General features: G+C 59.4%; 16 protein-coding genes and 1 tRNA gene. 5 read left to right on the top strand and 12 right to left on the bottom strand.

Annotation, left to right across the window (positions count from 1 at the left end; translation table 11 throughout):
* Nucleotides 1-85: 85 nt before the first annotated feature.
* The 3 genes from BW09_RS08050 to BW09_RS08040 form a co-directional block, all read right to left on the bottom strand.
* On the bottom strand, nucleotides 86-1,480 hold the full coding sequence (locus tag BW09_RS08050) for an ABC transporter substrate-binding protein (protein ID WP_044088336.1): 1,395 nt from the start codon (nucleotides 1,478-1,480) through the stop codon (nucleotides 86-88).
* A 654-nt stretch (nucleotides 1,481-2,134) separates the two neighbouring features.
* The gene (locus BW09_RS08045) at nucleotides 2,135-4,249 is read right to left on the bottom strand and encodes a beta-galactosidase (RefSeq protein ID WP_223848066.1); all 2,115 of its coding nucleotides are present in this window, start codon (nucleotides 4,247-4,249) and stop codon (nucleotides 2,135-2,137) included.
* Nucleotides 4,250-4,492: 243 nt separating this feature from the next.
* Nucleotides 4,493-5,863 (bottom strand): GH1 family beta-glucosidase, encoded by a 1,371-nt coding sequence (locus BW09_RS08040; RefSeq protein ID WP_044088338.1) that lies wholly within the window; start codon nucleotides 5,861-5,863, stop codon nucleotides 4,493-4,495.
* 315 nt (nucleotides 5,864-6,178) lie between these two features.
* On the opposite strand from BW09_RS08040, the gene BW09_RS08035 reads away from it, so the two are divergent.
* The gene (locus BW09_RS08035) at nucleotides 6,179-7,309 is read left to right on the top strand and encodes a GDSL-type esterase/lipase family protein (RefSeq protein WP_308810341.1); all 1,131 of its coding nucleotides are present in this window, start codon (nucleotides 6,179-6,181) and stop codon (nucleotides 7,307-7,309) included.
* Between the two features lie 4 nt (nucleotides 7,310-7,313).
* On the top strand, nucleotides 7,314-9,122 hold the full coding sequence (locus BW09_RS08030) for a sialate O-acetylesterase (RefSeq protein ID WP_140463126.1): 1,809 nt from the start codon (nucleotides 7,314-7,316) through the stop codon (nucleotides 9,120-9,122).
* A gap of 162 nt (nucleotides 9,123-9,284) precedes the next feature.
* Here the strand turns inward: BW09_RS08030 and BW09_RS08025 are convergent, their stop codons facing one another.
* From BW09_RS08025 to BW09_RS08015, 3 genes are read right to left on the bottom strand one after another with little or no spacing between them, the layout of a single operon-like run.
* Complete coding sequence (locus tag BW09_RS08025) at nucleotides 9,285-10,709, bottom strand: NAD(P)(+) transhydrogenase (Re/Si-specific) subunit beta (protein ID WP_044088340.1); 1,425 nt, start codon at nucleotides 10,707-10,709, stop codon at nucleotides 9,285-9,287.
* On the bottom strand, nucleotides 10,709-11,014 hold the full coding sequence (locus BW09_RS08020) for an NAD(P) transhydrogenase subunit alpha (RefSeq protein WP_033890970.1): 306 nt from the start codon (nucleotides 11,012-11,014) through the stop codon (nucleotides 10,709-10,711). The genes BW09_RS08025 and BW09_RS08020 overlap by 1 nt, the downstream gene beginning before the upstream one ends.
* A 21-nt stretch (nucleotides 11,015-11,035) precedes the next feature.
* Nucleotides 11,036-12,196, bottom strand: coding sequence for an NAD(P) transhydrogenase subunit alpha (locus tag BW09_RS08015; RefSeq protein WP_044088342.1), 1,161 nt, complete (start codon nucleotides 12,194-12,196; stop codon nucleotides 11,036-11,038).
* Between the two features lie 225 nt (nucleotides 12,197-12,421).
* Between BW09_RS08015 and BW09_RS08010 the strand changes: the two genes are divergently transcribed.
* Complete coding sequence (locus BW09_RS08010) at nucleotides 12,422-14,455, top strand: long-chain fatty acid--CoA ligase (protein ID WP_044088343.1); 2,034 nt, start codon at nucleotides 12,422-12,424, stop codon at nucleotides 14,453-14,455.
* A gap of 127 nt (nucleotides 14,456-14,582) precedes the next feature.
* Here the strand turns inward: BW09_RS08010 and era are convergent, their stop codons facing one another.
* The 6 genes from era to BW09_RS07980 form a co-directional block, all read right to left on the bottom strand.
* Nucleotides 14,583-15,578 (bottom strand): GTPase Era, encoded by a 996-nt coding sequence (era, locus tag BW09_RS08005; RefSeq protein WP_140463136.1) that lies wholly within the window; start codon nucleotides 15,576-15,578, stop codon nucleotides 14,583-14,585.
* 37 nt (nucleotides 15,579-15,615) lie between these two features.
* Entirely contained in the window at nucleotides 15,616-17,055 is a 1,440-nt protein-coding gene (locus BW09_RS08000; RefSeq protein WP_044088345.1) for a hemolysin family protein, read from the bottom strand.
* Between the two features lie 24 nt (nucleotides 17,056-17,079).
* On the bottom strand, nucleotides 17,080-17,631 hold the full coding sequence (ybeY, locus tag BW09_RS07995; protein ID WP_044088346.1) for an rRNA maturation RNase YbeY: 552 nt from the start codon (nucleotides 17,629-17,631) through the stop codon (nucleotides 17,080-17,082).
* Nucleotides 17,621-18,775, bottom strand: coding sequence for a PhoH family protein (locus BW09_RS07990; protein WP_044088348.1), 1,155 nt, complete (start codon nucleotides 18,773-18,775; stop codon nucleotides 17,621-17,623). The genes ybeY and BW09_RS07990 overlap by 11 nt, the downstream gene beginning before the upstream one ends.
* Before the next feature lie 15 nt (nucleotides 18,776-18,790).
* Nucleotides 18,791-19,129, bottom strand: a complete 339-nt coding sequence (locus tag BW09_RS07985) for a histidine triad nucleotide-binding protein (RefSeq protein WP_044088349.1) — start codon at nucleotides 19,127-19,129, stop codon at nucleotides 18,791-18,793.
* 92 nt (nucleotides 19,130-19,221) lie between these two features.
* Nucleotides 19,222-20,019 carry a 16S rRNA (uracil(1498)-N(3))-methyltransferase gene (locus BW09_RS07980; RefSeq protein ID WP_044088350.1) on the bottom strand — a complete coding sequence of 266 codons (798 nt, stop codon included), beginning with the start codon at nucleotides 20,017-20,019 and terminating at the stop codon, nucleotides 19,222-19,224.
* 95 nt (nucleotides 20,020-20,114) lie between these two features.
* Here BW09_RS07980 and BW09_RS07975 point away from each other — a divergent pair.
* Nucleotides 20,115-20,202: transfer RNA gene (locus BW09_RS07975), tRNA-Leu, on the top strand.
* A 52-nt stretch (nucleotides 20,203-20,254) separates the two neighbouring features.
* Nucleotides 20,255-21,136 (top strand): RNA methyltransferase, encoded by an 882-nt coding sequence (locus BW09_RS07970; protein WP_140463128.1) that lies wholly within the window; start codon nucleotides 20,255-20,257, stop codon nucleotides 21,134-21,136.
* Nucleotides 21,137-21,320: the final 184 nt, after the last annotated feature.

Genomic DNA, 21,320 nt, shown 5'->3' with positions numbered 1-21,320 from the left:
GGGCAGCCTCGGCGTGGTTGCTGACGACTGCCCGAACAATGGATGAGGAGTATGTGTCAGGAAGTTACGTGGTTAGGATGCGCGCTTACTTGACGACCGTGGTGTACTTGACGTCCACGTTCTCAGTTTTCAGCGCACCGTTCCACTTTTCGTTCCACTCCTTGACCAGATCATCGTAAGACTTGGTCTTGTTGGCCGCGTTTTCGACGATGGACTGGATGCGAGCGTCGCCGGCAGCGTTGATGTTGAGCTCGGAATCGGAGTTGAGATCGTTGAACAGATCTTCCTCGCCTTCGACAGCCGGTTCATCTTCGACGAAGGTCACGTCTTTGAACTCGGAATAGACATCCGGCAGCGTGGAGTCGGACTTATCGACCGGCAGACCGCCTTCGTTGGTCGCGAAGTGGGACTTTTCAGTCATCCACTTGATGAAGATCATTGAGGCTTCCTGATTCTCCTTGGAAGCATCCTTGTTGATACCGTACGCATAGTCAGCAGCAGAGGAAGTGTACTGCTTGCCGTCAACAGTGATCGGGAACGGCATGTAGCCAATGTCATCAGCGTTTTCGCCGACCGACTTGATCTGAGAGACGGCCCAAGAGCCGAGCACCATGGTGCCGATCTTGCCGGAGTTCATCTGAGTCTTGGAGCCTTCCCAATCAGTGGTGGAGAAGTCGTCTTCAATCAGACCATCAGCCACGGCATCGTACAGAATCTTGTACACGTTGTACGCGTGAGTGCCGTCGCCCGGGTCAGAGAACGGGTCCTGCGTGTGCAGCAGCTCCTGATTCATGTACTTGGCGTCGCCAGTAGCGTTACCACCGATGTAGGCATCCCATGCGCCCATCGTCCAGCCGGCCGCGTAGTTGGTGTACAGCGGGATGGCGTCAGTCTTTTCCTTGATGAGCTTGAGGTCGTTGATGAACTCTTCTGGAGTCTTCGGATTCTCAGTGATGCCGGCGGCCTTGAATACAGCCTTGTTATAGACGATACCGACCGCGTTACCGGTCGAGGAGATGCCGTAGACGTTGCCGTCGTAATGCTGGGCATACACGTAGTGGATTTTATCTTTCAGATTATCGACAGTGCCGAAGGGCAGGAAGTAGTTCTGCAGCTCGGAGGCATCGACAGTTGGAATCATCATCATGTCGCCCCAGTCGCCTCCCTGCAGACGGGTCAGTGCGGAATCGGCGTAATTGGTGCCGCCTTCGACCTTAACCGTGATGTTTGGATACAACTTGTTGAATTCTTCAATGTACTGCTTCCACGTCGTACCGTTGTAGGTGTCCTGCAGCATATCGGTACGCTGGCTGTACAGGTTGACAGTGGTCTTGATGTCCTTGCCAGTGGTGCCGAGCTCGATCTTGTCGTAAGTCAGGTCGGTGCCATCTGCAGATCCACCACCGGCGCCGCAAGCCGCCATGCTTACCATGCACAAGCCGGCGGTAGCTGCAGCCACAATCTTCTTGAATGCTTTCATTACCTGTCTCCTTTGTCAGCTTCACAGCTGAAGCGGTGAAGAGATGATTAGTCCCTTTTCCTTGTTTACGCAAGCGTTCAGCAATGAAGCGCCGCGATGTACAGCACCAGGAACCTTACTGCCGCTTAGCATTAAAGCTCTTTTGCGCTGTTGGTGAATAGAATAACACCGCACCTATGCGTTTGTCAACCGGTTAAGTATTCGGGTTAACACAATTCCGCCACAACAGGACCAAGTCATCTGCAAGCACCTTACTGCGCATCTTGGAATCGTTGCAATTATTGACTTTTCAGTATCTACTCGTAGCTTCATGCCAGGCACATCACAGCTGAAATATTCAGTGAAAACCGTCATGAATCCGGCGTGTTGCACTGTTATTGGCTGGTGTATATGGATTTTTATGCAAGCTCGTACTTAAGCGTTTATGTATTGCTGGTCTATACTGCCATTCTCAGGCATAACTACACGTCCATGGAATCGCTCAGCGCCCATCCAGCAGCAACGTCATTAAGCCATTTTGCTTAATCGCACCATGTGAGGGCCACTACACGATGGGGGGGTGCTATCCACGGTGTTGGATAGCACCCCCCATTCTGCAATCGCCCTCAGCCGATGCTCGGCACGGAGAATGATCGAATAGTCAGGCGAGAACCATCAGGCATGGGATTCGATAAGTACCACACCGTAAGGTTCGAGCGTAATAACGGAACCTGAAGCAACCGTAGGAGCCGCATCGCATCCGGCTTTATTCACGCCTTCGGTGCCATCCTTCGCCTCGCCGCTCGTCCTGCCAGCACCAGCAGTCTCAACGCCTGCGAGCAGGTCAATGCCATCACACGGGGCAACAACCGTTTGTACATGCGCAGTAGTGTTCAGCATGAACGTGAACCGCGTACCATCGGCAGCAACTCGCGTAACAATCTCCGTACCATCCGGGCTAGGCGTCGCTTGAATACCTGTACCGGCCAGCACATCATCCACAATCATGCGCGTACCATCGGCATCAGGCATCGTACCAACGTACCAGCAACGACCGTCCCCAAAACCATGCGCAGTAATCGCCGGCGTACCCGCATAAAATGCGTCACCGCCATAGCGGGCCAGTACGCGCGTGCCATCATCCTGATGCAGAATGTCACACAGAAGTCCGCATGTGCCGATTTCCTGCGCATCGTCGGTCAGCTTGGCATCTGCGCAGTCTCCCACGACCAGTGGCACAGCCATATCCGGAGGCAGCGCGTCGGTTTCCTCAGCCCATACGCCGGCCACATCGCGTAGCGGCACCGGGCATTCGCCTTGGAACAGGTTGTCATGTTCGTCCACCAACGCCGACATCGTAGTCAGGAGCAGGCGCCCGCCGCCGTCCACATACTCGCGCAACGCGGCAATTGTGTCGTTTCGCATCATATACAGACACGGCGCCAGCACAACATCGTAATCGCTTAAGTCAGCGTTCAATGGCACCACATCAACCGCAATGTTGCGTCGTGCAAATTCGGCAAAATACCGTTCGCACTCATCCACATAATCAAGTCCACGGGTCGGTCCGACGCATGCTTCAAGACCCCACCAATTCTGGAAGTCGAACAGCACAGCAACTCGCGCCGTACTACGTGAACCAAGCAGCCGCGAACCAACCGCCTTCAGTTCCCCACCAAGCTGTGCAACCTCACGGAACACACGCGTGCGATTCGACCCATCGATATCAATCACCGCACCATGGAACTTTTCGCAACCGCCACGCGACCGGCGCAATTGGAAGAACTGAACCGAATCAGCACCGTGTGCAACCGCATGCCAACTCATTTCGCGCATTTGGCCCGGTGCTTTGAGATAGCAGTATTCTTGCCAGTTTTGGCGGCTTGGCGTCTGTTCCATCAGCAAGAACGTTTCGCCATGTCTGATGCCGCGGATCACCTCGTGCCAGAATGCCGTACTCGACGGCTTCGTATCACGCTGCGGATAGCAGTCCCACGAGGCGATGTCGAGATCGCCTCCCCACGCTTGATAGTCGTAGTTGTCGAAACGCCACATAAAGTTCGTGGTAGCCGGCGTGGTCGGATCAAACTCACGAATCGCCAACTTCTCAAGATGATATGCTTCGCGAATCGAATCGCTGAAAAACCGCCGATAATCAATCGTGTAGCCGGGAAGCACGGCACGGTTCCCGTCGATGCCGTCTCCGGCGAAATCAGGAAGGCCGATTTCATCAAACGAATGGAAGGTGCCGCTCCAGAATGCCGTGTTCCATGCTCCATTCAGCTCATCGATCGTCGCATAGTGTGCGCGCAGCCACTGCCTGAACGCTTCAGTACAACGTTCGCAGTAGCAGTACCCGCCATACTCGTTGCTCACATGCCAGCCGACCAGGTTCTCAAGATGGCCGTATCGTTCGGCGAGTTTGCCGGCGAGCGCCGCCGACAGCCTGCGATAGACGGGACTGTTCGGACACGCGTCGTGACGCTCCCCCTGCCGGTGTTTGCGCCCGTAGAAGTCGACGCGCTCGACTTCGGGGTACCTGAGCGACAGCCATGAGGGCAACGCTCCGGTGGAGGTCGCCATGATGATGCTCATGCCGGCCTCGGTGACCGTGTCCACGATGCGGTCGAGCCGGCTGAAATCGTAGGTTTCCTCGTCGGGTTGCAGGCTGGACCAGGAGAACACGTTAAGCGTGACCTCATTGATGCCGGCCTCATGGAACAGTTCCATGTCCTTGGCCCAGATCTCCTCGGGCCATTGTTCCGGGTTGTAGTCGCCGCCGTACAGCATACGCCCGTCGACTGCTGACACCATTGTCATATCGAAGTCCTTTCGTAGGGATGGCTCGATGTGCAGGACGTCATCGAACCGAAGAATGTGGCGTATGGATCATGCAGTGCACGGGCAGAAACGCCCGTGCACTGCATGAGTGGCGGAACTCGCTCGTTCAGCGTGTGCTGAGCGAGCGAGTTCCGCCACTCACATCAAAGGAACATAGAAAAAGATAGCCGCTTCAATACCATCACGGCATTGTCACAGCTTAGGCAGCTCACGGGTTGCGATGAGCTTCCTGTACCACTTGAAGCTGTCCTTCGGGACACGTTCCTGCGTCTCATAGTCCACATAGGTGATGCCAAAGCGCTTGGTGTAGCCGAACGCCCATTCGAAGTTGTCGAGCAGCGACCAGACGAAGTAGCCGCGCAGGTCGACGCCGACCTCCATCGCGCGGCGGGCCGCGTCGAAGTGCCGAGTCAGGTAGTCGATGCGCTTGTCGTCGTGCACGGCCTTGGTGCCGTCGGCTTCGGTGACCATCTCGTCTGCGCAGGCGATGCCGTTCTCGGTGATGAACAGCGGCATCTCCGGATAGTTGTCGTGTACACGCACGAGCATGTCGTACATGCCGTCCGGGTCGATGTTCCAGCCCATTTCGGTGTGTTCGCCGGGGGTCGGCAGCCAGTCGATGTCGCTGCAGCCGGGGAATGTGCTCGCCGCGGTGGACTGGGGGAACTGCGGACGGTCGCTCATGGCGACGAGTCCGGTCGAATAGTAGTTGATGCCGAGCATATCGATCGGCTGATGAATCTGCTCGAGATCGCCGTCCTTGATGAACGACCAGTCGCAAATGCCCTTGGTGACGGCGAACAGCTCGTCCGGATAGTAGCCACGCAGCATCGGATCGAGGAACACGCGGTTGCCGATCAGGTCGGTGCGATGCACGGCATCGGCATCGCCACGGTTGATCTGCAGGTTGAGGGTAACGGCGATCTGTGCCCGTTCACCGAGCTCGTCGCGAAGAGTCTCGGTCATCAGGCCGTGGGCGAGGTTGAGATGGTGCACGGCCTCGAACGCGACGGGGCCACCGCCCATTCCTGGCGCGTGCTCGGTGCCGCCGTAGCTCAGGTAAGAGGAGCACCAGGGCTCATTGAGCGTGATCCACGTGTCGACTCGGTCGCCGAGTCGTTCCGCCACGCGGCGGGTATAGTCGGCGACACGATAGGGGGTGTCACGGTTCAGCCATCCGCCCTTGTCCCCAAGGTACTGGGGCAGATCCCAGTGGTAGAGCGTGGCGACGGGCTTGATGCCGTTGTCGAGCAGCTCGTCGACCACGCGCTCGTAGAAATCGAGACCCTGTTCGTTGGTCGGTCCGCCTTCGGTCGGCACGATGCGGGGCATCGCGATGGAGAACCGGTAGGCGTCGACGCCGAGGTCCTTGAGCAGGGCGATGTCCTCCTTGTACCGGTGGTAGGAGTCCGTGGCCACGTCGCCGGTGTCACCGTTGACAGTGTGACCGGTGTGGGAGAACGTGTCCCAGATGGAGGGGCAGCGTCCTCCCTCATGCACCGCACCCTCGATTTGGTACGACGCCGTGGCGGTGCCGAACATGAAATTTGCTGAAAGCGTCATGTGGACGGTCCTTTCATGATGATGTGTTCGTGACGGAAGCGTTGCTACGCGTCCATTGCCTTCGTTGGCGACCGAATCAACCGATGATTCGTTTCGTCCGCAATGAGTGTATCATATTCACATGAAGCGGTTAAGGTGTTGCGAGTCTTGGATTATAAACTAAGTCGCAATATCGATCCGAACCACTGCATCGACGGACTGAACACCATCAATGAGGAGCATTCGATGACAATGTCGTGCGCGGACAAGAATTCCGCATTACCGGAGGCGAAGAAGCCCATCACCATCTTCCCCAACAACCCGGCCATCCGAACCATGGGACGCATCGATGACGACAATCCGGAGCGGCCGGTATGGGTATATCCCTACACTCAGGCGGCGTTCCGGTTCACCGGGACATCGCTGACCGTGACGCTCATCAACCATTGGTGTTATGGCGATAGCCATATCGGTGTCATCATCGACGGAGCGGAAACCAAGGTTCGTATTCCCTCCGGCGCCGATGGCGCACATGGGGCATCCTACGGGCCTGTCACACTCGCACTGGCCGAGCATCTCCCCGACATCGTGCATGAGGCCGTGGTGTTCAAGCGTCAGGACGGACAGCATTACCTCGAACTGCTGGGATTCGGCGTGGACGCCGGCGCGCAGGTCATGCCGCCGACTGCCACGGAACCGTCACGCCGTATCGAGGTATTCGGCGACTCCGTGTCCTGCGGCGAACGGAACGAGGCCATCCTGTACGCCGGCAAGGGCGATCCGGACGTCGATCTGAGCTCCTACAGCGATTCATGGCGTTCGTACGCGGCGATTACGGCGCGTGCACTGGGGGCTCAGGTCCATGTCACCGCTCAGGGCGGCGCGTCCCTGCTGGATGGCATAGGCTGGTTCAACGGGCCTGACTACATAGGCATGGAAGGCATTTGGGACCGCATCGAGTACAACCCCGTGCTTGGCGCGGCCAAACCGTGGGATTTCTCCCGGTACTCGCCGCACGTGGTCGTCGTAGCCGTCGGACAGAACGACTCTCATCCTCATGACTTCATGGCCGACGACTATGACGGCGTCGAGGCCCGGCATTGGCGAACCCGGTACGTCGATTTCCTGCGTGCCATCCACGGAGTGTATCCCCAAGCGACGCTGATATGCACCACCACCGTGCTATACCATGATCCGTCATGGGACCGCGCGATCGATGAGGCCGTACGCACGTTCAATGAGTCAATAGGCAATGACTCCGTCGTATCATTCGGCCACACGACCGTAAACAATGTCCCCCCGATGAAGGCAGGTGCCATCGCCCACCACTTCCTGTATTCGCGCAACGGGTCGGCGACTCCCGGGCATCCACGAGTGCCGGAGCATGAGGAGATGGCGAGGGAACTCGTCGAATTCATCGGCTCGCTCGGTGACGGTATCTGGGCCGATGAGACGAAAGGGGCGTGAGATCATGACAGGCAACGGACAGACGGCTACAGGACCGGCACCGGGGGCCAATGCCAGCGGGGTCGACGCCAGCGGCATCCAAGCCGCGGCGGACAAGCCCACCGGTGCCGCCGAACTGAGACCGGCGGCGATCTTCTCCCACGATATGGTCTTGCAACGGCGCCAACCGATTCCCCTGTTTGGCACGGGACAGCCGGGTAGGACCGTCGTGGTCACCCTTACCTCGGACGCTGAGCAGACGCCTATACACACATCATCCATGTCCGAGACGGACAGCGTCACCGGCATGGGAACCATAGATGCCGATGGCGACTGGCTCATCTTCCTGCCAGCGCTGGAAGCCGGCGGACCGTACACGCTCACCATCAGCGACCGCGCAGACATCAGCCTTACCTATCTCAACGTAATGGTGGGCGAGGTATGGATTGCCTCAGGACAGAGCAACATCGAATTCGAGCTGCGCAACGACCTGCACGCGCGCAGCACCATGGCAGAGTCGTCCGACTCGTTGCTGAGGTTCTTCAATGTCCCGAAGTCAGGGTTCGTGGACGACGACCTCATCACAGCGGAGGATTCCTCGTCGTGGCGCGCGTGCTGCCCTGATAGCTGCGGCACGATGTCCGCGATAGCGTATCACTTCGCGCATCGGCTACGCCGCGACCTCGCCTCCGACGTGCCTGTGGGAATCATCGACTGTTATGTCGGAGGCACGTCGGTCTCGGCGTGGATGAGCGAGCGTACGTTGGCGTCGCATGCGGCCGGACGCGGGTATCTCGAACGGTACCATGCACAGGTCGATGGTAAGACCGACGCTGAATTCCACGCAGAGACCGAGGATTGGCAACAACGGTTCGACAAGTGGAACGTAGAAATCAGTGCCGCACAAGCCGCTGAACCGGACATCACCTGGGACACGCTCAACGAGCGGTATGGTCAGTGCCCATGGCCTCCGCCGGTCACACCGTTCTCCCAATACCATGTCACCGGGGCGTTCAATGCCATGGTCTCGCGCCTGGCACCATTCGGAGCACGCGGCGTGCTGTGGTATCAGGGGGAAGAGGACGAGCAACATCATGAGAGCTATCGGGACCTGCTCAAGCTCATGATCGGCGAATGGCGAGGTCTATGGAAGGACCGGAATCTGTCGTTCCTTATCGTGCAGCTGCCGCGCTGGATCGATAAGAGCGTATATGAGTCCGGGATCGATCCGATGTTCTGGCCGCATATCCGTCAGGCGCAGGTCGACGTGGCACACGACACCGAAGGCTCCTACCCGGTGATCACATTCGATACCGGCGAATTCAACAACATCCATCCGACGGACAAACGTCCAGTCGGCGAGCGGGCGGCGATGGTGGCCGAGGAGCACGTCTATGGCATGGATGTTGCCGCTGACGGACCGACGGTTACTGAGGTCTCCCGCGACCTTGGCGGCCTTCCCGCACAGGAGCAGCCACAGAAGCTGCGCGTGCAGTTCGCCCATGCACGAGCACTGCGATTCGACCGGTGGAACGGCTGGGATGACGACGTTCATCGCATGGCCGTCACCTCAAACATCACAGGCGTGATGCCTCAAATGCCGGCCTCGTTGCCGTACGACCGGATGCCGGCTGGTTTGTCCGGGTTTGAGGTGGCGGGGATGGATGGTGTCTATCATCCCGCTGACGCACGGATTGACGGCGATTCGGTAATCGTTGAATCCGATGCCGTCGCCGAACCCGTGGCGGTGCGTTACGGCTGGTACAGCTGGGGGCCGGCACCGTTGTTCAATGGGGATGGCCTGCCGTCCGCGCCATTCCAGTCGCGGGTCTGAACAGCCAGGATGGCGCCGTAGCGCCAACTTGAACCCGGCACGGCGCATCGCCTATAATCCGCCGACACGATCGCTACGATTGCCAAAAACGAAAGGGGCTTCCCATCGCACTGCATGCGTGCTTTGGGGAGCCCCTGTTCTATGGATTATGGATTGCGGCAATCAGGCCAGCAATTCCTTGACGGCGGCGATGACGGCCTGCAGGCTCTTCTTCGCGTCACCGAACAGCATCTGCGTGTTGTCCTCGAAGTAGAGCTCGTTCTGGATGCCTGCGTAGCCCATGCCGCGGCCGCGCTTCATGACGACCACGTTCTGCGCCTTGTCCACGTCGAGAATCGGCATGCCGGAGACTGGGGTGCCGGGGCGGCGTGCGGCCGGGTTGGTCACGTCGTTCGCGCCGACGACCAGGGCCACGTTGGCCTGCGGGAACTGCGGATTGATCTCATCGAGATCCACGAGCTCCTCATAGGGCACGTTGGCCTCGGCGAGCAGCACGTTCATGTGGCCCGGCATACGGCCGGCGACCGGGTGGATAGCGTAGGACACTTCGACGCCATGGTTCTTCAGCAGCTCGCCGAGGTCGGCGAGCTCGCGCTGGGCCTGAGCCTGAGCCAGACCGAAGCCGGGCACGAAGATGACCTTCTGCGCGTAGACGAGCTGGACTGCCAGATCGTCGGGCGTGGTCTCCTTCATCGTGCCCTCCGGGCCCTCGCCTGCAGCGGCTGCACCGGAACCACCGCCGAAGCCGCCGGCGAGGACGGACAGCAGCGGACGGTTCATGGCTTGGGCCATGAGGATGGACAGGGTCACGCCGGCCGAGCCGACGAGCGCGCCGGCCACGATCAACGCCACGTTGTCGATGGCCAGACCGGACATGGCCACGGCCGTACCGGTGCATGCGTTGAGTACGGAGATGACGACGGGCATGTCGGCGCCGCCGATCGGAATGACGAACACCAAGCCGTAGCACAGGGCGAACACGGTGGTCAGAATCGACCAGAGCAGACGCTGCTCGGGCTGGACGCACAGCATGACCAATGCGGCGATGGACAGCACGGCGAACAGCACATTCCACACGCCCTTGCCGGGCAGCGAGAGTTTCTTGACCCATTTGATGCCCTGCAGCTTGCCGGCGGCGATCAGCGAACCGGTGAAGGTCACAGAACCGATGAGGATGCCGAGGCCAGCGGTGATGAGCACGACGATGTCCGGCGTGCCTTCCTTGGTGAGGATGTCGTTCAACGCCACCAACGCGGCCGCGCCGCCGCCCACCGTGTTGAACACGGAGACCAGCTGCGGCATGTCGGTCATCTTGACCTTCTTGGCGGAGACCACACCTGCCACCGCGCCCAGAAGAATGCCGACGACGAGCACCACCACGGCCACGGTGTTCACGAATCCCTTGGCGAAGAGCACGATGAACGCCATGAGCACGGCAACAACCATGCCGAACGCGGAGATCTGGTTGCCTTTGCGCGCGGTCTTCGGGGAGTTCATGAAGTGCAGGCCGATCACGAACATGACGGCCGAGAACAGATATACGAACCAGGCGACGATGTCGATGGTTCCCACGGTTGCGGAGGCCATTACTTCGACTCTCCCTTCTTCTCGTTCTTATTGGATTTGAACATCTCCAGCATGCGGTCGGTGACCACATAGCCGCCGACCACGTTCATCGTGCCGAGCACGGCGGCCAGGAAGATGAACACATAGGCCAATGGCGAATTGGCTTCGGCGGCCACAATCACCACGCCGACGATGACGATGCCGTGGATGGAGTTCGCGCCGGACATCAACGGCGTGTGCAGGGTCGCCGGCACCTTGCCGATGACCTCGATGCCGATGAGCAGCGCGAGCACAAATAAGGTGATGGATACGACGAGTGTAGGCATGATCAATCCTTCTTCCTTGACTCACTCGGATTTCGTGGCAAGCTCTTCGGCCGGAACGACCTCGGCGCGGCCGGCGACCACCAAAGCGTCGTCCAGCTCTTCGCTCAGATCCTGACTGAGCTTGCCGTCGCGAATGAAGTGCACGAGAATGTCGGCCACGTTGCGGGCCAGCAGGTTGGATGCAGTGGTGGCCACGCCGGAGGCGAGGTACGGGGCGCCGATCAGCTTGACGCCGCCCTCGGTCACCTGCTCCCCCACTGCCGAACCCTCGACATTGCCGCCGAGCTCGGAGGCCGCGCAGTCGACGACCACGGCACCCCGGTGCAGTCCCTTGACGCCGGCGGCGGTGAGCAGTACCGGAGGCTTGCGGCCGGGAACCTTGGCTGTGGTGATGATGATGTCGAATTCGGCGGCCTTCTTGTCCACTGCAGCCTGCTGTTGCGCCTGCTCTTCGGCACTCAGCGCACGGGCGTAGCCGCCCTCACCCTGACCTGCGGAGAAATCGAGCCCCAAATCGAGGAACTTGGCGCCAAGGGACTCGACCTCCCCCTTGGACGCAGGACGAACATCGTAGGCAGTGACCACTGCACCGAGTCGACGCAGCGTGCCGATGGCCTGCAGTCCGGCGATGCCGGCTCCGAGCACCAGCGCCTTGGCCGGGCGGATGGTGCCGGCTGCGGTGGTCATCATCGGCAGGAACGACCCATAGGCGTCAGCTGCCGTGATGGCAGCCTTGTATCCCATGACCGAGTTCTGTGAGGTCATCTCGTCCATAGACTGGGCGCTGGAGAGCTTGCGCGGCAGCTTCTCGATGCCGATGCCGACCAATCCGGCTTGCTCCAACGCGTCGATGTACTCGGCATCCGTGAAGGAACCGAGCATGCCGATAACCCACTGGCCGGCTGTGAGCTTGCTGACTGTTCCTGCGGATGGCCTGTCGACGAAGCCGAGTGCATCGGCCTTGCCCAGCACGGTTGCACGGTCGGAGACCACGGCTCCGGCTTTCTCATAATCCTCATCGGTGTATTCTGCGGCAGTCCCGGCACCGGATTCGATGATGCAGGAGACTGCGTTCCTGCGCAGCCGGGTGACGATATCCGGCGTCAGCGCGACGCGGGACTCCGTTTCGGACGTTTCGTTCACAACGCCGAACACCACGGTGGGTTCTTGGGTTTCAGCCATGAGACCCCTTTCTGTTCAACTTTGAATGGAAATGATTATCCAGATGCAAGTGTAACCGCAACATGTCCGATGCATCGGTTGATTTCTTACCGTTGCGCGAGGTTTTCCTACGGTTGCGTAAGGTGACGAGTTCGGTTCGCGCGATTACAATTTGTCTGTTGAGAAGCGTTCGGGCGCCACTGGCCTATGCCCGGACGGCATTGACACGTATAGCAGGAGCAAGAATTGTCGGTTATCAATTCCTTCACGCAACACACCATCGACCTCACCCGTAGGGCGCTGAGGCTGGGGTCCGACTTCGTCCACCCAGTGCACGACGACACTCCGGACGAGCCCGATTACCTGTCCAACGCCGACGTGCCGGTCGAAGCCGACATCGCACTGCCGCATAGCGATGACTGGGATGACGGACATCTGACCGTCACCGACATCGATCCGGTTTCGGGTCTGCTCACCACCTCCACCGAAGGCAACCCGCCGCTGGATGAGGGCACGTCCATCTACGACCTGTATGCGGACCGCGCCAAGCGCATGGGCAACGAACCTCTGTATACGTACAAGTCAGGCAACGAGTGGGTCACCGTGACCGCCAACGAGTTCCTGGCCGACGTGCGTGCGGTGGCCAAGGGCCTACTGCATTACGGTCTGAAAAAGGGCGATGCCGTGGCGTTCATGTGCCGCACGTCATATGACTGGGATCTGACGGACGCGGCGATCATGGCCTGTGGCGGCGTGCTGGCGACCATCTACGACACCGATTCCGCCGAGCAGATCCGCAACATCGTCAACAATTCCGATGCACGTCTGCTGATCGTGCAGGATGCCGACATGCGCGAGAAGGCGGATGGCGCTGTGGAGGAATGCCCGTCTCTCGAGCACATCCTCACCATCGAAACCGGTGCGCTTGACGAAATCAAGGCGTACGGCGCCGGCGTGTCGGACGAGGAACTGGACGAGCGCATCGATTCGGTGAAGAAGACCGATCTGTGCTCCATCGTCTACACGTCCGGTTCCACCGCTGCGCCCAAGGGCGTGGAGATGACCCATGAGCACTACTGCCAGACCGCGCTGAATCTGCCGGACTACATGCCCGAGCTGTTGCACGACAAGAGGAACACCATCCTGCTGTTCCTGCCGCAGGCGCATTCCTTCGCCCGCGCCATCAACTACATCGTCGTTGCCTCGGACATTCACATCTACATCGCCACCGGCATCAAGACGCTGATCGGCGACTTGCAGGTGGCCAAGCCTTCCATCATGATCGTGGTGCCGCGCGTGTTGGAGAAGGTGTACAACGCCGCATCGCAGAAGGCCGGGCACGGCCCCAAAGGCGTGGTGTTCGCTTCCGCCGTGGTAGCCGCTCAGGATTACATGAAGGAAATCTCGGCAAACGGGAAGGCCGGAGCCCTGACCAGAGCCCGTCGTGCAGCATTCGATCCTATTGTCTATTCGTCCTTGCGCGAGGTACTTGGCGGACGAGCCAAGTGGTTTGTGGCCGGTGGCGCTCCGCTCGATCCCGAACTGCTGGCCTTCTTCCGTGGCGCGAACGTGCCGGTGTATGAAGGTTATGGTCTGACCGAAACGACCGCTCCGTGCGCCTTTAACCCGCTGGGGACCCCGTTCCACGCCGGATCCGTCGGCATCGCGTTCCCCGGTTTCTCCCTGCGCATTGCCGAAGATGGCGAAATCCAGGTCAAGGGTCGTGCCGTGTTCCCGCGTTATCACAAGAACGACGAGGCGACTGAATTGTCGTTCACCGAGGACGGATGGTACGCCACCGGCGATTTGGGCCGCATCGACAACGACGGCTTCCTGTACATCACCGGCCGCAAGAAGGACCTCATCATCACCGCAGGCGGCAAGAACGTCTCCCCCGGCCCGATCGAAGAAGTGATTCAACGTTGCGAGATCGTCTCCCAAGCTCTGGTGCTGGGCGACAAGCGCCCGTTCATCTCCGCGCTCATCACGCTGGATGAGGAATCGTTGCGCCCGTGGCTGGCCGCAAAAGGTCTGGACGAGCACATGTCGATGGAGGACGCCGCGCAGAACGCCGCGGTGCGCGCCGAAGTGCAGAAGTGGGTCGATCAGGCCAACGAAGGCGTCTCCAGGGCCGAGTCCGTGCGCAAGTTCATCATCCTGCCTGAGGAATTCACCCAGGAGAACGGTCTGATGACCGCATCGATGAAGGTGATTCGCCCCAAGGTCATCAAGCGCTACTCCACCTTGCTGAACACCCAGATGTACACCAGGAAGAAGTAAACGAAAACAGCATGCGGATATGAGGAGGGGCTTCCCGATTGGGAAGCCCCTCCTTCGTTGATGAATGCACTACCCCTCAGCCCCGCTTCGCGGGACAGCTCCCCTGACAAGGGGAGCCGATATACCGTCAGAAGCCAAGGCGCTCTAGCTGCTTAGGATCGGACTGCCAGCCTTTGGCCACCTTGACATGGAGGTCGAGTTTCGCCTTCTGCCCGACAATGCGGTTGACCGGCGTGCGCAGCTTCTTCTTCACGTAGGTAAGGTTCGACGCGCCTTTGCCGATGATGATCGGCTTCTGCGAGTCGCGTTCCACATAGATCGACACATGCACTTCGGCCTTGCCGTCATAGCCGGCACCGGTTTCGTTGTCCTGCGGATAATCGATGGAGTCCACCACAACCGCCAGCGAATGAGGCAACTCATCATCCAACGCTTCGAGGAACGTTCCACGGACGAGTTCGGCGATGGTCTCTTCCGGACGCTCCTCACTGATCATGTCGGTGGGATACATCTTTGGGCCTTCGGGCATATGCTCGATGAGCACCTTCTTGACCTCGTCGAGATTGTCGTATTCCAACGCGCTCACCGGTACGATGTCGGTGAAATCGGCGAAACCATTGATTTCAATGAGCTTGTTGATCAGAGCCTGTCTGTTCAGCTCATCGATCTTGGTGACGATGGCGATCAGCGGAATCTTCCAGGAAAACGTGCCGTCTTCGCGCTTGACGGCGAAATCGGTACGCAAACGGGACAGGATGCGCTTGTCACCGGGACCGATCTCCTGATCGGCGGGAAGCAGGAACGCCACCTCGTCCACATCGGACAGCGATTCCTCCACCACATCGTTCAATCGTTGCCCCAGCAATGTGCGCGGCCTGTGAATGCCGGGTGTGTCCACCAGCACCAGCTGCGCATGCTCGGTGGTCAGAATGCCTCGGATGGCCTTACGCGTGGTCTCCGGTCGAGATGATGCGATGGCGATCTGCTTGCCGATAAGCGCGTTGATCAGCGTGGACTTGCCCACATTCGGACGCCCCACCACGGCAACGAATCCGGAGCGGTATGGCACCTCTGACGCTTCATGGGTGCGGTCCGCATCCTGTACGGACACGGCAACCGCCATGTTCACGGCTTCATTCTGATCATCGCTTTGGGTCATATCACTCCTTGTCGGCGTTGCCGGCGTTCTGCCCATCCCCGTCGGATGCGCCACCGTCATTCTCACTGATTGTGCCATCTTCCTCGTCACCCTCGACGTGTGCCGGTTCTACGACGATGGTGGAGACCTTCTTACGGCGTCCTGCGGAATCGACCGCAGTCAGACGCAGTCCACGAGTGACTGCGGAGGCCCCGACGATCGGAACCCGTCCGATCAGCTTGGTCAGCAGACCATAAACGGTATCCACATCGTCCTCGTCGATGTCGATCTCGAAGATCTCCTCGAGCTCGGCGATCGGCGTACGCGCGGGCATCTTCCACTTGTTCTCGCCTATCTTTTCCGGCTCACTGTGCTGGATGCGGTCATGTTCGTCCTCGAGTTCGCCGACGATCTGTTCAAGCGTGTCCTCGATGGTCACCATACCGGCGATACCGCCATATTCGTCCACGACCACAGCCACATGCTGACGGGAACGCTGCATCTCATGGAACAGGTCATCCACCGGCTTGGACTCAGGCACCAGCAGAGGCTGACGGACGATCGACTCCACCTCGCGGCTTAGAGCGGACGGGTTGAAGGCGGTGGCACGCACGGCATCCTTGAGATACGCCACGCCGATCAGATCATCGACATCCTCGCCAATGACCGGCACACGGGAGAATCCGGAACGGGAGAACAGTTTCAATGCCGAAGACAACGTGGTGCCGCGCTCCATGCAAATCATGTCGGTGCGAGGAACCATGATCTCGCGGGTCAGCGTATCGGACAACGTCAGCACGTTGCGCAGCATTTCGGAGACTTCGGGATCGAAATCATTGGATTCGACCAAGCGATCGATGGCGGCCTTGCCTTGCTCGAGCTGTATTTTCTCCAGCTCCTCATCGTCCGACAGGTCGGAATCCTTGGACTTGCGCCCCGCCCCCTTGCCGTTCTTTTCGGAACCGATGCGGGCGAACGGCGTGATCTTGCATCCCAATGCGACGATGGTCGAACTGGACAGCATGATCTCCACAGGCTTGGCCATACCGGTTGTGCGCGGACGCACCAACACGGAGACCACGGCCACCACGATGGCGAACAGGAACCCCGCCAGCAGGCTAATCCATAGCTCAAGCCCCCATAATGACGTGATGGCGCATACGAGGACGCCATCAAGCACATTGCAGGTGATGCGGAAGAAAGCGCAACTGCCTGCCGTGGCATACCGATTCGCAATCAGACGCTGCACCCGGTGAATCTTGTCGATTTTCTTCATCTTGAGGAACTGACTCATTTCAGAGTCGGTCTGCACTTCAAGAATCATGTTGTTCAGGCTGGCGCGGGTCACGCGGGCGACTGCGCCTTCGGCCGCCGCCATCGTCAGGGACAGCCAGACGAAAAAGGCAGCGGTCAGTACAAGAATGACAGTGACTGAGATGAGGGTGGTACTGGAATACTCCATGGTGATGATGTGCCGTCCTTGAATCTATTGTTTGGCGTTGAGATCTCGTCCGGTGCCATGCGAGGCATCGTATATGGCCAATGCGTCGGGCGTGCCTTCCGGCAGCGTGGCCTGCACGTTGGCGTCCTGACGCAAAGCGAAGAACGTGAGCAGCAATTGGCGCTGCAGACCGAACATCTGCCGCTCCTGTTCGGGAGTCGTGTGATCGTATCCGAGCAGATGCAGAATGCCGTGGATGGTGAGCAGCAGCATCTCGCTCATTGTGCTGTGTCCGGCTGCGGCGGCCTGCTGTGCGGCGACCCAGGGACAGATGACGATATCGCCGAGTACACCCTCCATGACGGTTTTGCCGTCTCCAGGACGCAGCTCATCCATCGGAAAACTCATGACGTCAGTAGGCCCCTCGAGATTCATCCATCTCATGTGGAGTTCCGCGATGGGGTCGGGGTCCACGAACATGATGGTCAGATCAGACTGGGTGCTGACCCGCATCTGATCGAGCACCCATATGCCCAGATCGGAGAACACCTTGGGGTCGATGTTCCACTGGGTTTCATTGGTCACGTCAACGCTCATTGGACTCCTCGCTCGGGTTCGTCGTTTCCACGGGCTTTGCGGCATGCCGTCGGCCTCTCATACCGCGATGATCTCCTGCAATCGCCGCATGGCGGTCGTACGCCGCCACGATCCTGCCGACCAGCTGGTGACGCACCACATCCTCGGTATTCAGATGCACGAAGGCGATGTCGTCGATGCCGTCCAGAATCCCCTCGATGGTGGCGAGGCCGGAACGGGGAACGGCCAGATCGACCTGGGTGATATCGCCGGTGATCACCATCCGCGTATTGAAGCCGAGACGGGTGAGGAACATCTTCATCTGCTGTTCAGTGGTGTTCTGAGCCTCGTCGAGAATCACGAAGGCGTCATTGAGCGTACGCCCGCGCATGTATGCGAGAGGCGCCACCTCGATGGTGTTGTCGTCCATGAGCTTCTTGAGCTGATCGGCGCCCAGCATGTCGCCGAGCGCGTCATACAGCGGGCGCAGATAGGGGTCGACCTTGTCGTTCAGCGTGCCGGGCAGGAAGCCCAGGTTTTCGCCGGCCTCCACCGCAGGACGGGTGAGGATGATTCGACGGATTTCCTTGTCCTGGAACGCCCGCACGGCTTTGGCTACCGCAAGATAGGTCTTGCCGGTGCCGGCAGGCCCGATGCCAAAGGTGATGGTATGTGACGCAATGGCGTTCACATATGCCATCTGGCCGGGCGTCTTGGCCCGTACGGGCACACCTGCGGCAAAGGTGATGACGCCGGGGACAATGGGTTTGCGATACACAGGGTCGTGCGCTCCTGCCGTACGCGCACGGGAACGCTCGGCGACCGTCGACCGCACGAGTCTGTCATGCGCCGGCCCGTGGCCGGGATGCTCGAGCCGTACGTGGTTCTTCAATACGTTCTGGTCAAGCATGCGACGCACGGTATCCGCATCCATCGGAGCGGTATACGCGGCCTGGATGATGGTATTGATGAACTCTTCGGCCTGTGCCGCCTGCGACTCGGTCTGCTTGGATCGGGAGACTATGGCCACACGATTGCCCCGCACGATGATGGTCAGGTCGGAGAAGGCCCTCTCCACCTCACGAATGACCTCGTCGACCGGACCGAACACAGCTACCGGGTCAAGCTGGGAAGGAATGGTGATGGTGCGTGTTGTTGTTGCCACGGGAAGAATGGATTCCTATTCGTCGAGCTTTTCACCGGTCAGCACATGCGCATGCACGTGGAATACCGTCTGTCCGGCGTCAAGGCCGGTATTGAACACCAGCCGGTACGCCCCGTGGAAGGATTCATCGGCGATATGCTGGGCGATGGATACGATGTGCGCCAGTTCGGCAGGATCGGCTGCGGCAAGTTCGGCGGCATTGGCGTAGTGCTTCTTGGGCACTACCAGAACATGAATCTTCGCTTTGGGATTGATGTCCTTGAACGCGTACGTGGTGTCGTCTTCATAGACCTTGCTGCTGGGAATCTGACCTGCGATGATCTTGCAGAACAGGCATTCATCGGATTCGCTCATCATGCTCCTCGTTCTTCTGTGGTTGCATTCCTGTTTCAGCTTAGCGCGAGGCCGTTACTCGATGTGACGGAAAACCGCTGTTCAACACCGATTCACTCGTATCGCCCCAAGACGCGCGACAGCAGCGACAATGCCACAGGCCCCGCCGTGGCTGCGCGCATGATGGTATGGCCCAATACGCAGGTCAGAGCGCCCGCTTTGGTGAATTCCGAGATCTCCGCCTCGCTGATGCCGCCTTCCGGTCCTACGACCACGCTGATGGTTCTTGGCCGGCCGTCTTCCAGGGTGCGTTCCATCAACTGTGAGACCTTGCACTCAACGCCTGACCAGGTATCCGTGGCGTCCTGGTGCAGTACGATGACCAGATCGCCATGCACGCAGGCCCTGCGGCAAATCGCCGTGACCTCCTTGCTCGATACGCATGGTTCAAGCCGTGGCCTGAACACTCTGCGCGATTGCTCCGTGGCTGCGTCAAGCACGGAACCCCATTTCCTGTCAGTGCGACCGGCCTTCCATTTGGCGATGGATCGGTCGGCCTGCCACGGCACCACCTGGTCGACGCCGATCTGCGTGGCCATATCGATGGCCTGTTCATCGTGTCCGGTCTTCGCCAATGCCTGGATGAGCGACAACCTCGTCAGCGGTTCCGGTTCCCGACCGACTTCGACGACTTCCGCCAGTCCTTCTTCCGGATCCGACATCACCGCCTGGATCCTGAGCCCATGTCCATCGGACAGTTGCAGGCTGTCACCCGCCTTCAATCGCATGGCCTGCACGGCATGACGCCTGACATGGGCGGGCAGTGTCAGCTTCCATCCCGCATGGAGCTCATCGCTATTCACCGGCACGTTATCGACCTGTGGGTCGAAGAGGAATACAGCATCAGTCATGCCTTCAAGGCTACACGCGACACGCCGAACACACGCGCGAATTGCATCTTCGTAATTTGCTGCTAAAGTATCTACTCGTTGTCCAAACGACACCTGCCCGGGTGGCGGAATGGTAGACGCGCTAGCTTGAGGTGCTAGTGCCTATTTTATACAGGCGTACGGGTTCAAGTCCCGTCTCGGGCACAGATAAACCCCTTGCAATGCAAGGGGTTTTTCGTTATTCGAAAGGCTCACCATGCGATTCATCACATTGCAGTCCGTCGACGATCCGCGCGTCGAGGCATATGTGAGCCTTACGGAAATGCAGCTGCGCAACCGTCTGGAACCGGAAAAAGGCGTCTTCATCGCCGAATCGCCCAAGGTCATCGACCGCGCCCTGGCAGCTGGCAGGGAACCGCTTTCGCTGCTGGTGGAGGAGCCTTGGCTCGAAGGCATGCGACAGACCTTCGACTTCATCGATGCGAGGTGGGGCGATTCGATTCCCGTATATGTGGCCTCCCCCGAACAGCTCAAGCGTCTGACCGGATACCGGCTGCACCGCGGCGCATTGTGCGCCATGCGCCGCTGGCAGTTGCCGTCCGTGGCAGAGGTGTGCCGGACCGCCACACGTGTGGCGGTGATGGAGAACATCGTCGACCACACCAATGTAGGGGCTTTGATGCGTTCGGCGGCGGCGTTGGATGTGGACGCGGTCCTGGTCACGCCATCCTGCGGGGATCCCCTGTATCGTCGCGCCGCCCGTGTCTCGATGGGCACGGTGTTCCAAGTGCCATGGACCCGAATCACCGGTTTTAACGAAGATGGCACGGAAGACAAGCATTATTGGCCATTCCGAGGCATCGACAAGTTGAAATCGTTGGGATTCACCACGGTGGCCATGGCTCTTGAGAATCGTTCCATCTCATTGGAAGAGCTCACCCGCCGGTTGCATGCGCCGGCTGACGATCCGACGCGTATCGGCAAGCTCGCGCTTATTTTCGGCACCGAAGGCGACGGGCTGTCGCATCACACCATCGCACGCGCCGACCTGACCGTCAAAATTCCCATGAGCCATGGCGTCGATAGCCTCAATGTGGCTGCTTCCAGCGCGGTTGCCTTCTACGCCACCAGACACTGAACTTCGTTTTCTCGCAATCCTCTCGTCAGACAGACGTCAGGCTGTCATCGAGTCGCGCATCACTGCACCTTGCAGCTTGATATGCCACACCTCGCAATGCGATGTGAGGCACGTCACACTCCTTGTATGCGCTAGACAGCCTTCACACACAGCCGAAGGTCCTGCATCGCGTACGAATACGCGG

It is taken from the genome of Bifidobacterium sp. UTCIF-1, from assembly GCF_006408915.1.
GTDB classification, from domain to species: Bacteria; Actinomycetota; Actinomycetes; order Actinomycetales; family Bifidobacteriaceae; genus Bifidobacterium; species Bifidobacterium reuteri.
Note: the sequence above shows the minus strand (reverse complement) of the source record. Positions and strands in the feature narration are given on the sequence as shown.

Excerpts from the sequence above, each read along its gene's own strand:
- BW09_RS07985 (WP_044088349.1), bottom strand. The coding sequence starts at position 19,129 with ATGAGCGAATCCGATGAATGCCTGTTCTGCAAGATCATCGCAGGTCAG.
- ybeY (WP_044088346.1), bottom strand. The coding sequence starts at position 17,631 with ATGAGCGTTGACGTGACCAATGAAACCCAGTGGAACATCGACCCCAAG.
- era (WP_140463136.1), bottom strand. The coding sequence starts at position 15,578 with ATGGCGGTTGCCGTGTCCGTACAGGATGCGGACCGCACCCATGAAGCG.
- BW09_RS07970 (WP_140463128.1), top strand. The coding sequence starts at position 20,255 with ATGCGATTCATCACATTGCAGTCCGTCGACGATCCGCGCGTCGAGGCA.
- BW09_RS08020 (WP_033890970.1), bottom strand. The coding sequence starts at position 11,014 with ATGCCTACACTCGTCGTATCCATCACCTTATTTGTGCTCGCGCTGCTC.
- BW09_RS07980 (WP_044088350.1), bottom strand. The coding sequence starts at position 20,019 with ATGACTGATGCTGTATTCCTCTTCGACCCACAGGTCGATAACGTGCCG.
- BW09_RS08025 (WP_044088340.1), bottom strand. The coding sequence starts at position 10,709 with ATGGCCTCCGCAACCGTGGGAACCATCGACATCGTCGCCTGGTTCGTA.
- BW09_RS08040 (WP_044088338.1), bottom strand. The coding sequence starts at position 5,863 with ATGACGCTTTCAGCAAATTTCATGTTCGGCACCGCCACGGCGTCGTAC.
- BW09_RS08050 (WP_044088336.1), bottom strand. The coding sequence starts at position 1,480 with ATGAAAGCATTCAAGAAGATTGTGGCTGCAGCTACCGCCGGCTTGTGC.
- BW09_RS08035 (WP_308810341.1), top strand. The coding sequence starts at position 6,179 with ATGGGACGCATCGATGACGACAATCCGGAGCGGCCGGTATGGGTATAT.
- BW09_RS08015 (WP_044088342.1), bottom strand. The coding sequence starts at position 12,196 with ATGGCTGAAACCCAAGAACCCACCGTGGTGTTCGGCGTTGTGAACGAA.
- BW09_RS08045 (WP_223848066.1), bottom strand. The coding sequence starts at position 4,249 with ATGCTGTACGGCGGCGACTACAACCCGGAACAATGGCCCGAGGAGATC.
- BW09_RS08030 (WP_140463126.1), top strand. The coding sequence starts at position 7,314 with ATGACAGGCAACGGACAGACGGCTACAGGACCGGCACCGGGGGCCAAT.
- BW09_RS08000 (WP_044088345.1), bottom strand. The coding sequence starts at position 17,055 with ATGGAGTATTCCAGTACCACCCTCATCTCAGTCACTGTCATTCTTGTA.